At 41.6% G+C, this 13,716-nt stretch carries 12 protein-coding genes; 2 read left to right on the forward strand and 10 right to left on the reverse strand.

What is annotated here, in order from left to right:
- Positions 1-7 precede the first annotated feature (7 nt).
- The 4 genes from IHV09_RS17175 to IHV09_RS17190 all read right to left on the reverse strand — a co-directional run bounded on the left by IHV09_RS17175 (position 8) and on the right by IHV09_RS17190 (position 3,271).
- Positions 8-178 carry a DUF1427 family protein gene (locus IHV09_RS17175; protein ID WP_066399082.1) on the reverse strand — a complete coding sequence of 57 codons (171 nt, stop codon included), beginning with the start codon at positions 176-178 and terminating at the stop codon, positions 8-10.
- An 89-nt stretch (positions 179-267) separates the two neighbouring features.
- Entirely contained in the window at positions 268-834 is a 567-nt protein-coding gene (locus IHV09_RS17180) for a DinB family protein (protein ID WP_197265033.1), read from the reverse strand.
- A gap of 329 nt (positions 835-1,163) precedes the next feature.
- On the reverse strand, positions 1,164-2,834 hold the full coding sequence (gene argS / locus IHV09_RS17185) for an arginine--tRNA ligase (protein ID WP_197265034.1): 1,671 nt from the start codon (positions 2,832-2,834) through the stop codon (positions 1,164-1,166).
- Positions 2,831-3,271, reverse strand: a complete 441-nt coding sequence (locus IHV09_RS17190; protein WP_197128262.1) for a DUF1934 domain-containing protein — start codon at positions 3,269-3,271, stop codon at positions 2,831-2,833. Before IHV09_RS17190 ends, argS begins: the two co-directional genes overlap by 4 nt.
- A gap of 221 nt (positions 3,272-3,492) precedes the next feature.
- On the opposite strand from IHV09_RS17190, the gene IHV09_RS17195 reads away from it, so the two are divergent.
- Positions 3,493-4,506, forward strand: coding sequence for an NADP-dependent oxidoreductase (locus tag IHV09_RS17195; protein WP_197265035.1), 1,014 nt, complete (start codon positions 3,493-3,495; stop codon positions 4,504-4,506).
- Between the two features lie 255 nt (positions 4,507-4,761).
- Here IHV09_RS17195 and IHV09_RS17200 read toward each other — a convergent pair whose 3' ends face one another.
- Positions 4,762-6,501, reverse strand: coding sequence for a PAS domain-containing sensor histidine kinase (locus IHV09_RS17200; protein ID WP_197265036.1), 1,740 nt, complete (start codon positions 6,499-6,501; stop codon positions 4,762-4,764).
- Positions 6,502-6,729: 228 nt separating this feature from the next.
- On the opposite strand from IHV09_RS17200, the gene IHV09_RS17205 reads away from it, so the two are divergent.
- Positions 6,730-7,353 (forward strand): AmiS/UreI family transporter, encoded by a 624-nt coding sequence (locus IHV09_RS17205; RefSeq protein WP_197265037.1) that lies wholly within the window; start codon positions 6,730-6,732, stop codon positions 7,351-7,353.
- Positions 7,354-7,662: 309 nt separating this feature from the next.
- Here the strand turns inward: IHV09_RS17205 and speB are convergent, their stop codons facing one another.
- The 5 genes from speB to IHV09_RS17230 all read right to left on the reverse strand — a co-directional run bounded on the left by speB (position 7,663) and on the right by IHV09_RS17230 (position 13,679).
- On the reverse strand, positions 7,663-8,535 hold the full coding sequence (gene speB / locus IHV09_RS17210; protein WP_197265038.1) for an agmatinase: 873 nt from the start codon (positions 8,533-8,535) through the stop codon (positions 7,663-7,665).
- A 298-nt stretch (positions 8,536-8,833) separates the two neighbouring features.
- Positions 8,834-9,664, reverse strand: coding sequence for a polyamine aminopropyltransferase (speE, locus tag IHV09_RS17215; RefSeq protein ID WP_197190202.1), 831 nt, complete (start codon positions 9,662-9,664; stop codon positions 8,834-8,836).
- A 693-nt stretch (positions 9,665-10,357) separates the two neighbouring features.
- Positions 10,358-11,206: an alpha/beta fold hydrolase gene (locus IHV09_RS17220; RefSeq protein ID WP_197265039.1), complete on the reverse strand. Its 849-nt coding sequence runs from the start codon at positions 11,204-11,206 to the stop codon at positions 10,358-10,360.
- 579 nt (positions 11,207-11,785) lie between these two features.
- Positions 11,786-12,247: a CarD family transcriptional regulator gene (locus IHV09_RS17225; protein WP_197133084.1), complete on the reverse strand. Its 462-nt coding sequence runs from the start codon at positions 12,245-12,247 to the stop codon at positions 11,786-11,788.
- A 145-nt stretch (positions 12,248-12,392) separates the two neighbouring features.
- Complete coding sequence (locus IHV09_RS17230) at positions 12,393-13,679, reverse strand: amidohydrolase (RefSeq protein ID WP_197265040.1); 1,287 nt, start codon at positions 13,677-13,679, stop codon at positions 12,393-12,395.
- Between the last annotated feature and the right edge of the window lie 37 nt (positions 13,680-13,716).

The raw sequence follows: 13,716 nt of genomic DNA on the forward strand, positions 1-13,716 counted from the left end.
GTTCTCCTCACTTAAGAAAAGTACCTGCCATCCAGATGTAAGCTTGATAGCCTAAATAGATGCCGATGATGCCCATGATTCCAGGTAATGCGGGTGGTGCCGGAATCGGTAGTTTTAACAGGGCAAACACAAAGCCTACGAGGGCGCCTGTTATTAGTGATAATACGATCAACTTCATATATGTACCCCCTCTTTCAAACGAGTTTCCAAACCTATCTCTTATTAATATGGCATGTTATCCCTACATTATCCCAATTTTCGTTGAGATTACGATTGCGTAGAAGATTTCGTTGTAGCGAGCTCGTACTGCTTTTTTATAATACGAATCTGACCGCGATGACTCAGTTCATCTTCAAATACATGAAACCACTTAAAATAGTTGTTTCCGAGCTCGTTATTCCACCATGGTGTTGTTTCATAGAGCCAGGAATCTTCGAGTTTCTGAAAATGATTTAAAGTGATCTCCCGAGTCTTCTTTAAGTCTTCTAAATAAAATTCTGCTGTATTGCCATGGATGATTGTCGCAGCTTCACCTAAATCAAGTGCAGGCTGCAGCGTTTCTGCATAACGTTCGATTTCTTCCTCTGGCAGGTCTTTGCCGTCGAACGTGATAAATTGATAAATTTTTTCAACAGCTACAAGATGAGCGAGCAGCATGCCGATTGAATTCCCTATTCCGTTTATTCGATAATCTAGCTCTTCAACGGATAGATCTTGAACGTCCCAGATCGTCGTTTCTCTCGTGTAGTCCATCATAGAGATCAAGTTTGAAAATTCTTTCGAGTACCCTTCAATTTTTCCGATAACAAAAGGGCTTTTGTTGGATGATGTCATTTTGGGAACCTCCTAAGCAATCATGTGCTTCAATAGAATTCAAGAAAAGCTGTAGAATTCCTTTTTTGTTTTGGATGCGTTCGTGATTCGTTGGTAATTGAGCATAGCTTTGGAATCGCTCATAAACCTCTCGAATCGCTCATAAATCCCTAGAATCGCTCACAAATCTCTAGAATCGCTCACAATCCCCTAGAATCGCTCACAAACTTCTAGAATCGCTCACAAACCCCCTAGAATCGCTCACATACCTCTATATTTGCCCTCAAATCAAAGAAAACCACTCTCCAAAACACGAAAAAACCTGTCCAAAGACAGGTTTTCCCTATATATTACATACGTTCCGGTGCTTCTACACCGATGATGTTCAATGCATTTTCAATCGTTACTTGAGTAGCTTTCATCAATGCGTAGCGTGCTTGTGATTTTGTTTTGTTTTCTGGGTCGAGAACACGCTCTGCGTTATAGAAGCTATGAAGAGCAGATGCCAGCTCGAATACATAGTTCGTTACGCGATGCGTCAATAGCTTTTCTGCTGCTTCATTAATAACTGCAGGGAATTCTCCGATTTTCTTCAACAGCTCGAATTCTTTTTCAGAATCGATCTGAGAAAGATTCACGTCTCCTTCATAAGAAAGACCCATCTCTTCCCCTTGGCGAAGCATGCTGCATACACGTGCGTGTGCGTATTGTACGTAGAATACAGGGTTTTCGTTCGATTTCGAAACGGCTAAATCCATATCAAAATCAAGATGAGTATCGTTCGAACGCATCGCAAAGAAATAACGAGTCGCGTCGATGCCCACTTCTTCCATCAGTTCACGAAGTGTTACAGCTTTACCCGTACGCTTACTCATACGCACTTTTTCACCGTTTTGGAACAGAGAAACAAGCTGGATGATCATCACTTCAAGTTGATCTTTTTCATAGCCTAACGCTTGTATTGCCGCTTTCATACGAGGGATGTAACCGTGGTGGTCTGCTCCCCAAATGTTGATCAACTTTTCAAATCCACGCTCAAACTTATCGTTATGGTACGCGATATCTGGCGTTAAATATGTGTAAGATCCGTCGTTCTTGATAAGTACACGGTTCTTGTCATCATCATAATCTGTCGTACGGAACCAAGTCGCGCCTTCTTCTTCATACACGACACCTTTAGCTTTTAACTTCTCTAGTGCTGCATCAATTTTTCCGTTTTGATAGAGTGAAGTCTCTGAGAACCACACATCAAAATCTACACGGAATTCAGCGAGATCAGCTTTTAGTTTTTCAAGCTCTCGTGTAAGACCGTATTCACGGAAAAAGCTCACACGCTCGCTCTCTTCTTTTTCTAACCAAGAATCGCCATACTCTTCGGCTAGATCTTTACCAAATTCGATAATATCCGCTCCGTGGTAACCATCTTCTGGCATCTCTTTATCCTTGCCTAGCGCTTGGAAGTAACGAGCTTCGATCGACGTAGCTAAGTTGTTGATCTGATTCCCTGCATCGTTGATGTAGAACTCACGAGAAACGTTATAGCCTGCATAGTCTAGAATATTACAGATCGTATCACCAACAGCCGCACCACGTGCATGTCCTAAGTGAAGCGTTCCTGTAGGGTTCGCAGATACGAACTCGACTTGTACTTTTTTACCGCCGCCATGCTCCGTACGTCCGTAATCCTTGCCCGCTTTTAGAACAGTTGGTACAAGCTCTGTTAAATATGAGTTATCCATGTAAAAGTTAATGAAACCAGGACCTGCGATCTCAACTTTTGCGATAGATGCTTTACTTTTATCAAAATTTGCTACAAGATCGTCTGCGATCATGCGAGGGGCTTTTTTAGCAACACGCGCTAATTGCATCGCCATGTTCGTTGCGAAGTCACCATTCGCTTTATCTTTTGGTACTTCAAGAACGACTGCAGGCAGTTCTTCTTTTTTAGCGAGCCCTGCTTTTACGACCGCTTCTTCGATCTCTTCTTTTAACAGCTGCTTGACTTGGTCAAGGATATTCATGCTTTTGCCTCCTGAAAATTAATCTTGATTCGATGTGTTCCTGTATGTTCACCCTGCAGAACCAGCTCATAAGCGAGATTAAGATCCCCCGTCTGTTTTTGCTGATTCCAGCGGAAATTCATTTCATGTGTAGTCGTTTCCATCCAAAGCTGGCCATACGGGCTGTCGTACATGCCTTTTGTAGTCTGGCCGATTAAATATTTCTGTTTCATAGATACACTGCCTGAGCGGATAATCAGAATACCAGCGTGCGTTATCTTAATCACATTATTGACAGAACCTGCACCTTCTATCTCTTCCTTATATTGAAGATAGGTGACGTCCCCACGTTTATAGAGCTTACCTTCTGTCTCGGTGAAATGTTTCTCTTGTTCACCGCTGAAATGTACTTCTGAACTTATCGAAAGCGCAACAGACAATTCCGTATCTTGATCCATGCGAACAACACTTCCTTTTTTGATGTACCTCTTTAACTTACCTATTATAAAAGATTTCACTGCTTCCGTTCAACCTTATGGGTGTCTTTTTAAAAATTCATGGTTCTAATAGGTAAATATATCCTAAAAACACGTTTTCATGAGTGGATGATTTGGAATGAGGGTCGTTAATGACGTATTATACACTCGAGAAGATGAAATAGAAATGAGGAGGATTTTAAATGAACAACGAAAGAATTTTACTTGTGAATCGTCCAAAAGGCGCGCCGCAAAAGAGTGACTTTCGCTTTGAGGAGACTTCGACCCCTGCCCTTGAAAGTAATCAGGTACTTTTAAAAACGATTTATCTATCTGTAGATCCGTACATGAGAGGACGCATGAGTGATCGTAAATCTTACGTGCCTCCATTTCAGTTAAACGAACCGATATCTGGTGGAATCGTTGGACAAGTTGTTGAATCTCGTTCAGGCGAACTGTCAGAAGGCGATTTCGTCATCGGTAACTTAGCGTGGCAAAAATACAACGTAGCAAGTGATGCTGAAGTTCGTAAATTAGATCCATCTCTTGCTCCGCTTACTGCAAACCTTGGTGTGTTAGGCATGACTGGCTTAACTGCATACTTCGGTTTACTGGATATCGGTAACCCTCAAGAAGGCGAAACGGTTGTTGTCAGCGGCGCAGCTGGTGCTGTTGGTACAATCGTCGGTCAAATCGCTAAGATCAAAGGTGCACGTGTTGTCGGAATCGCAGGTTCAGATGAAAAGATCTCTTACTTAAAAGACGAACTAGGCTTTGATGCTGCGATCAACTACAAGACGGAAAATGTATATGAAGCACTAAAAGCTGCTTGCCCAGACGGCGTTGATGTATATTTTGATAACGTCGGCGGTGAAATCTCTGATAGCGTACTCGCATTGATCAACAAAGGCGCTCGTATTCCGGTTTGTGGCCAGATCGCCCTTTACAACCTTGAAAAAGCAGATGTTGGTCCACGTATGCAAAGTCAAATTCTGATCAACAGTGCGCTGATGAAAGGATTTATCGTTAGCGATTATGCGGCTCATTTTGAAGAAGGTGCGATCGAACTTGCTAAATGGGTAAAAGAAGGCAAAATTTCTTATAGCGAAAACATCGTAGACGGATTTGAAAATACGATTGATGCATTCTTAGGTCTGTTTTCTGGTGAAAACACAGGAAAGCAGCTAGTAAAAGTAGCTGAGCCGGAGAATGTGTAACAACAGGGAATAAATCAGGGAGCTTTTCACTCAAAAAGAAGTGAAAAGCTTCTTTTTTTTATGTAATTGGGGAGAAGTCGTCCCAAAGAATTCGAGAAAATATAGAGATAATACGGCGTAAATCTAATATATTTCGGCGAGTTTCAATCTTAATACGGCAACTTTTTAAGATATATCGGCGAGTTTACAAAAAGTGACAAAGCCACTCAAAAAAACTTGAACTGAAAACATCACCATCAGCTCAAGTTCATTACATTACACAGGCAATACCATGCTAGCCGTGGTTCCCTTGCCTACTATGCTACTAAACCGGAGTTCACCGTTATGCTCTTTCATGATTTTAGAGCTGATCATCAGACCGAGCCCTGTCCCTTTTTCTTTTGTCGTATAAAAAGGTTCACACATTTTCTCGATTCGATTTTTCGGAATTCCACAACCCTGATCTTTGACGGATATATGAATCTGGCTATCCATCATTTGAGCTTGAATCGTGATCTCGCCGCCATCACCCATCGAATCGATCGCATTTTTCAATAAGTTGATCAGCACTTGTTTCAGCTCATTTTCTTCCGCATGTATATGAGGCATAACATCAGGGATCCTCGTATTGATCTGTATATTTTGGACGATTGCTTCAGGCTGTAGAAGGGTTTCTACAAATTCGATGATTTCTTTTAAACACGTCTTCTTATATGTTCGAACTTGGGGTTTTGCCAACAATAACAGCTGCCCCATGATCTGATCGATGCGGTTCAGTTCTTTATCCATGATGCTGTAGTAGTTGGATGGATCGATCTCTTGGCTTTCTTGTAAAAATTGAATGAACCCTTTTAATGAGGTGAGCGGATTTCGTATCTCATGAGCAACGGATGCCGCAAGCTGTCCAACGATTGAAAGCTTGTCGGATTGACGAAGCAAGTCTTCTGATTTTTTTCGATCAGAGATATCACGCGTAACCCCAATGATCTCTACGACTTTACCTGTGTCATCTGTGATGCTTTTACATGAAGTTTCGAGCCACACATAGTGCCCGTCTTTATGCTGTAGTCGAAAAGGAACGGTTTTCGTGCACGGTCCTGAGATTAAATCTTCATGAGCTTTTCTTGAGATCTCTTCGTCATCCGGATGAAGCATTCCATAGCCTGTATCTCCTAAAATCTCTTCAGGTCTTTTTCCTAATAACGCAAACGATGCAGGTGAAACGTACGTAAATGAACCATCTGCTTTATGTGTTGTGATCATATCCATCGCGTTTTCAGCCAAAAGCCTATATCTCGCTTCACTCTCTTCTAACAGCTGTCGGGACTCAATCTTTTCCGTAACCTCCCGGCCGAATACAAGCAAGTTCTTTCGAGTTCCATCTGGATGAAACACTGGAATTTTGTATACATCAAAAAATCGTGTACTGCCGTCTCGCGCAGGCACGAACTCTTCACATCGAACAATCTCTTTCGCCTGCCACACTTGTTCATCTGTCTCGATACAATATTGAAAGACTTCACGAAAGTCAGGCGTGATCTCGGCTAAGTCAGCATCGGTCTTACCAGTAAAATCAAACCCCGGCAGTTCAAAAAGCTCACCTACAAATTCATTCGCAAACACAAAACGCCCATCTCCATCTTTTATCCCGATAAAATCCGGAACGATGTTCATTAACGTTTTCATAAGAGGCTCCTGACAAGAATGAACGACAGCTGGCAGTTCTTTCAAGATATAATAGCGGAACGGACTGTCAGCAAACGGCAAAAAACCTTCACTAACTTTTACTGAAATAAAACCATTTACAGCAAGCAATGTTCCTTCGTCAGCATCTGAATGACGTAAAAGGATTTCATCCATCGACTTTCCCGTTTCAAAAGCTGCCTGATCTGTCAGATTCAAATAATGTTGATTCACTCCTGTTATTTCTTCATTCTGATCCACAACCACTACGGCTTCAGAAAGCTGATCGATGAACGTTTGAAAATACTCCATCTCTTTTGAAATCGCTGTCATTCTATTTGTCCCCCCTTTATCCATCCAATTCTCTACTGTAACTATAGCAAAAAAGACTTAATGATATAACAAATTTCGACAAATTTAGCTAAAAACAGTTTAAGTCAGTTCCTTCCTACTATTTTTCTTCAGATTTCCATTGCTTTACACTTAAGAATTTACTATATTTGATTAATGTAAGAGGTCTGACCTCTAAAAACTATCTTATAGAGTAATGAGGGAATAATTATGGGTGCTATAGGTTTGCTGTTTTCAGGTGGAGCTTTATTCTTAAACAGCTTAATGTTGCTCGGAAAAGCTGAAGAAAAAAGTGTCGCGTTTTTTAATATATTAGTCGGATTGCTTCAAGTCATCACACCGATCTATCTTATTATTACATCCGATGGATCCAACTGGTCGATGTTCAATAACGGTGCTGTCTTCTTGTTTGGGTTCACTTACCTCTATCTTGGGGTAACGATTTTAAAAGGTTTCGATTCCAGCGGCCTCGGTTGGTACTCCCTGTGGGTATCGATGATGGCTATCGTTTATGCACTTGTGTTTTACGTTCAAGAAAATGACGTAGTCAATGCCCTGACGTGGGTGTTGTGGGCGTTCCTTTGGTTTTTGTTCTTCTTGTCGTCCGCACTTAAAAAACCATACGAAAACTATATCGGAAGAGTCGCTTTCGTTCAGTCTTGGGTAACATTAACGCTACCTTCCCTATTCATGTTGCTTGATCTATGGCAAAACGCCAAGCTTCAAGATATCTGGACGTATGTATGCATCGGATCAATGGTTTATTTCGTAGTAGAAGCGATTTTGTTTGCAAAATACATCAAAAAAGAAAAATTAGTTGAAGAATTAGCTTAACATTCGCCGGTCTCGATGATTCGAGGCCGGTTTTCTTATGTTTGGGCTCTGTTGCATGTTGTGTGATGGGTTGTGATGGGGGTGGCGGATGGCAATTAAGTCGGTTTGATGAGTAATTAAGTCGGAGTAAGGTTCAATTAAGTCTATTTCGAAAAAATTAAGTCAAAATTCATACCAATTAAGTCTAATTCAGCAAATAAAGGCGATTCGACACAGCTCGACATACACACACGCTAAAAATTCACACCTAATAAAAAAACCTGTTCGACGGCTGCAAACAACAGCCTTCAAACAGGGGCAACAATTCAATTATTTTACCCAGCCTAACAAAATTTCACGAAGGAATTTGCTTGCTGCAATAGGTGTTTGCTCGGAGTGGTCATAAACGGGAGCTACTTCTACTAAGTCTGCTCCGATTACGTTGATGTCCGCTTTTGCAATCACCTGAATCGCTTCAAGAAGCTCTTTTGAAGTGATTCCACCCGCTTCTGCTGTTCCTGTTCCTGGAGCTGCAGATGGATCTAACACATCAATATCGATCGTAACGTACACGTTACGTCCCTTTAATGTCGGAAGAACTTCTTTTAAAGGCTCAGCTACATCGAATTTGTACATGTGCATACCGCTTGTTTTTGCGAATTCGAATTCTTCACGCATACCAGAGCGGATTCCGAACGAATACACGTTTTCCGCGCCGATCAGATCGCAAACTTTACGGATCGGTGTTGAGTGAGAAAGAACTTCTCCCTCATACTGCTCACGAAGGTCAGCATGTGCATCGATATGAATCACGACATAGTCATCATACTTTTGCTTCAATGCTTTAAATACCGGCCAAGTCACAAGGTGCTCTCCACCCATTCCAAGCGGAAACTTGTTGTCAACAAGTAACGTTGATACGTACTCTTCGATCATATCAAGTGAACGCTGAGGATTTCCGAACGGTAACGGAATATCTCCCGCATCAAAATAGTTCACTTCTTCAAGGTGCTTGTCCATGTATGGGCTGTACTCTTCAAGACCAAGAGATGCCTCACGAATACGAGCAGGGCCAAAACGGCTACCCGGACGGAATGAAACCGTCCAATCCATCGGCATACCGTAAAGAACAGCATCAGCCGTCTTATAATCAGGCTTACTTAAAATAAAAACATTTCCAGAATAAGCTTCATCAAAACGCATGATTTTACACTCCTTATGTAAAATACGGGACCGTCGCGAAAGTAAGTTTACACTCACTTTTGACGGCCCCTATTTTTATTAGTTATTTTCAATACAGTTCATACAATTGTTGTTTTGCATATTTTGCTTCAATGACTAGTTAATTGGAGCGCAAGGGCGAGACTCCTGCGGGACAAGCGGTCAGGTGAGACCCTTAATGGCGCAGAGCGGCAAGGGGCTCACCGCCTGCCCCGCGGAAAGCGAGCCACTGTAGCGGAAATTAACCTCGTTCAAAACAACAATGTATAAGCAAACTGTCTTATTTTTTAATCAAATCACTCACAAACTTCGGCAACGCGAACGCAGCTGTGTGAAGTTGTGGCGTCCAATATTTCGTTTCGATATCGTGGAAACGCTCAGCTGGTACTTCAAGTGGATCGTGCTTCTTAGATCCAATCGTGAACGTCCAAAGACCACTTGGGTAAGTTGGGATGTTCGCTGTGTAAAGACGAGTGATCGGGAAGATCTCACTAACATCACTGAATACTTGAGAGATCAACTCAGGCGTGAACCATGGGTTGTCCGTTTGTGCAACAAAGATTCCGTCTTCTTTTAAAGCTTTAGAGATCCCTTCATAGAAACCTTTTTCAAAAAGCTTAGCAGCTGGTCCCACTGGCTCAGTTGAGTCAACCATAATTACATCATACTCATTTTCGCTCGTTGCAATGTGCATGAATCCGTCATCAACTTTTACTTCAACGCGTGGGTTCTCTAAGTCACCAGCGATTTCAGGCAGATATTGCTTAGAATACTCAATTACTTTTCCATCGATCTCAACAAGAACTGCTTTTTCAACAGACGGGTGCTTTAACACTTCACGGATTACTCCACCGTCTCCTCCACCTACAACTAGAACGTTCTTCGGATTAGGGTGTGTGAAAAGAGGTACGTGTGCTACCATCTCGTGGTAAACGAACTCGTCTTTTTGTGTAGTCATAACCATGCCATCAAGGATCAGCATGTTTCCGAACTCTTCTGTTTCTACCATATCTAGCTTTTGGAATTCTGTTTGCTCAGATACGTACGTTTTGTTAATTTTCATCGTAATTCCGAAATTTTCCGTTTGTTTTTCAGTAAACCAAATACTCATGTTGGTCTCACTCCTACTATATATTTTGAAATGCCAGGCATCGTTGTTTCGAGATTTTACAAACAAAATGATTATAGCATTCTGGGACCTAAGATTCCAATTCAATTTTTGTAAGAATGCAGCTATTTTCAAATAACCACTTCTTATCCATACCACATTCCTGTTTTCTTAATCTTCAACCAATAAAAATAGTTCGATTACCCTGTTTCTTTAGGCTGACTATTCTGACTATTAAAGTGGTATAATGAAAATAGCGTTCAGAAGGACAGACGGTCGGCGCATTCCCTTTTTTAAACTGAAGCTGGACATCTTGCGGGTATCCGCAGCTTACAGTTAAGGGGGGTGATGCCTCTGACGATCTTTGAGGCGTTGATGTTCGCGGTCGCTTTCAGCTCGCTTATCGTTACTGTCCTTACGTCTAAAAATAAATAGGCCTCTGTCACACGTGTAAAAGCACCGGCTTTTCGTTCCAGAAAATCCGGCCTCGCTTTACCGACTCGTGTGTCCCTTCTGGCGCCCCATTCGTCCGTGTTTCGTGCACGGGCGAATTTTTGCTATAATAACCGGAATTTTGATCATATATCGGAGAGTTGACAAAATTGACTCCATTACCCAACTCTATCACCCTGACAAACAGCACTACTCAAAAATAAAAAAACCATGAGCAGCCTTCCCGCTCATGGTCTATAACCCTTACTTTCCTACAGAACTATTCCTTACAATCGCTTCTATAATAATCTGCCAATCGTCTGTATGCAGCTCATGTCCAGACCCTTCGAGCGTGATGAGTTCAGCATGCGGAATCGCCCTCGCAAGCGCTTGACCGTGTTCGAACGGAAGTGCCGGATCTTCATTTCCATGAAGAATGATTGTCGGAACTCCAATTTCACTCATACGATCCAAATACTCTTCACCGCCACCTAGATACATATAATTAAATCTGCTTTGAATCTGTTTGGCACGCGTGTATTCTCTTTCTGCCAATGCGTACATTCTTTCCTTTTCAAAAGGCTTGGATCCTGAAAGGACTGCCCATCCCTCTGCTAAATAAGCAACAGACGCCTCTTGGTCAGACCAATCAATAGAAGCACTTTTTCCATGGAAATCTAAAATTTTCTGATCCATTTGAGGCAGCTCAGCTTGCTCTGAACCGAAAACACTTGACCCAAGAATCGTCAAGCTAAGCACACGTTCAGGATGCTTGATCGCCATAATCTGCCCGATCATTCCACCGAGAGACATCCCCATGATATTCACTTTCTCTATGGAATAGGCATCTAGAATTCCAAACGCATCATCAGCAAGGTCCGTAATCGTATAGTTTGATGTTCCAGGTTCATAGACGACGGATTGGCCGAGATCACGGTGATCATACCGAATCACATATCTTCCGGCTGCTGCAAGACGCTCACAAAACTCTGAATCCCACCAATCGAGCGAAGACATTGCACCCATAATGAGAAGAACAGTAGGATCGCTAGGGTTACCGAAGCTTTCTGTGTTTATATCCACCTTATTTGTTTGTAAAAGTTGTTGTTTCATTATTGTTTCCTCCGTGATTTTATTTTTTGCCTTGTGAAAAGCGCAGAGCAATAAGTACTCAACGGAGTCATCTTGGCCTGCACTTGTCATTATCGAAGTTTGATCCATTTAATGATCATGACGCGTCGGCCTCCTTCTTTTATTTAGTGGTATTAAAACCTTGTTTATTTTAACATAATTTTCTGAACTTTTTAACCGAAATAAAAAAAGCAACCCGCTTCTACCACTCTCGGCTGCTTTTCCCATTTTACATTCAATTAACAGTACTAGTGGAGGTGGATAAGTAAATCTTCTACAAAATAGTCACTGAGGTATACCTAAAACAATGGAAGCCCTACCTCTCTTCCATCCTTATGGCTCCTTGTCCGTGCCAGTGTGAATCAGTATTACTACGATCAAGTGATTATTGATAGAAATTTTTCAAAAAACTTTATAAGGTTATAGAGGAAAGTAAATAGATAATCAAGGATTAGATTGTTGTAGAAATTATGAGGTTACTATAAGTAAGTTTAAGAAGTGTATGTTTCTGAAACGACTTTTTATGAGATGTTATTAACACCTCATATATTTTGTTAAACCTTAACAGAAACTTTTAATTTGGTTTTCAGTGATCCCTTCGATTACTTCCAGTTCACTGATTAAAAATCCATATGCACTTTCCAACATCTTTTTTTCGCTTGCATTCAGTGTCTTTTCTTTCTTCATACGCATTAAATCACGTACAACTTCAGCACCATCGCGTATTTCACCCGTTTTTAGCTTGTCCGTGTTAACTTTATATCTTTCTTTCCACGTCAGTAATGTTTCCGATTCTCCATGCTGAAAATCGTGCATAATCTGCTTCAATGCTAGGAGTTCTGTAACAGGACGTATCCTAGAATTCATAATTTTACACGCAGGAATCATAACTTGCATATTACTAACTGACATTTTTATAACATAATACTGTTGTTTTTCGTCGGGGAATTCTTTTTCTTCTATGGCTTCAATTACACCTACTCCATGCATTGGATACACAATGTTATCGCCAATTTGAAACAAATACTCCACCTCCAGATTTGCTAACCTTCTAAGAGTACCACACCTCTCAATTTTAATCAAATATTTTATAATATCATAATTTTATTTTTCATGTCAATTATTTTTATAACAAAAAAAGCACCTCATTTTCGAGGTGCCGTTCCGCTTACAATCGCCCTAGAAGCTCTTTCGTTTTTTCTTTAGCGTTTGCAATCACTTTTTCTTCATCAATCGTCTTCAACTCCCGGCCACGCATGACAATCTTGCCGTCGATGATCACCGTATCAACATCTTGTCCTGTTGCAGAATATACAAGAAGGTTAGCCGGTTCATGACTTGGTGTCAGATGAAGCTTGTTCATATCCATCAATAGAAGGTCTGCCTTTTTCCCGACCGTCAAGGAACCCACTTCATCCCCGATTCCAAGGATGTCAGCTCCGTTCTGAGTCGCCATTGATAACACATCATGCGCACTGAGAACCGCCGCTTCTTCGTACTTCAATTTTTGGAACCAGCTAGCAGCTTTCATTTCTAAGAACAGATCAAGAGAGCTGACACTCGCTGGTCCATCCGTTCCTAAACCAACCTTCACACCACTATCCATCAAACGTTTCACATCACTGATCCCACACCCGAGCTTCGCGTTACTTACCGGATTGTGTATGATCCCACCCTGTACGGTTTTCAGCGTTTCATAGTCTGCCTCGTTAAAATGAACACCATGCGCGAGAAGTACATGACGGTCGAACACCCCCGCTTGTTTTAAATATTCAACAGGTCTTAGCCCGTGCTTTTCTTGAATCATCTTTTCTTCATCTTTCGTTTCTGCTAGATGAATATGAAGCGGAACGTTCTTTTCTTTTGAAAGATTAACAGCTGCTCTCAAGAAATCTGGTGGGCACATATAAGGAGAATGCGGAGCGATCATCGTTGTGATTCGACCGTCTCCTTTTCCGTGCCAGCGATCAACAACATCTGCCGCTTCCTTTAGCCGACCTTCATAATCCGAGTCCATCGCAATAAGTCCACGCGCTATAACGGAACGAATGCCCGATTCAACGGCCGCTTCCCCGATCGTATCGATTCCTATGTACATATCAGCGTATGATGTGGTTCCACTCTTGATCATTTCCGCCATGGAAAGAAGTGCGCCCCAATAGCGATCTTCATCATTCATCTTCATCTCAAGCGGAAGCATCTTTTTATTAAGCCAAGTCATCAATGTCACATCATCACTATAACAGCGCAACAGAGACATCGGTGTATGCTGATGGCCGTTTACTAATCCCGGCAGCGCCAGCATTCCTTTACCGTCTAGCTTCTCAACCGTTTCATCGCATTCAAAGTTTCCTATTGAATCAATTTTACTATCTTTTATAAGGATGTCTCCCGTGTTAACAACCCATTTTCCATCTGCCGAAGCCGTCATATATTGAATGTTTTGTATAAGCATGTTACGAACCTCCTCTTTCTCACAGCCATTATAGCAC

Origin of the sequence: Fictibacillus sp. 23RED33, assembly GCF_015903925.1 — a bacterium.
Taxonomy (GTDB): Bacteria; Bacillota; Bacilli; order Bacillales; family Fictibacillaceae; genus Fictibacillus; species Fictibacillus phosphorivorans.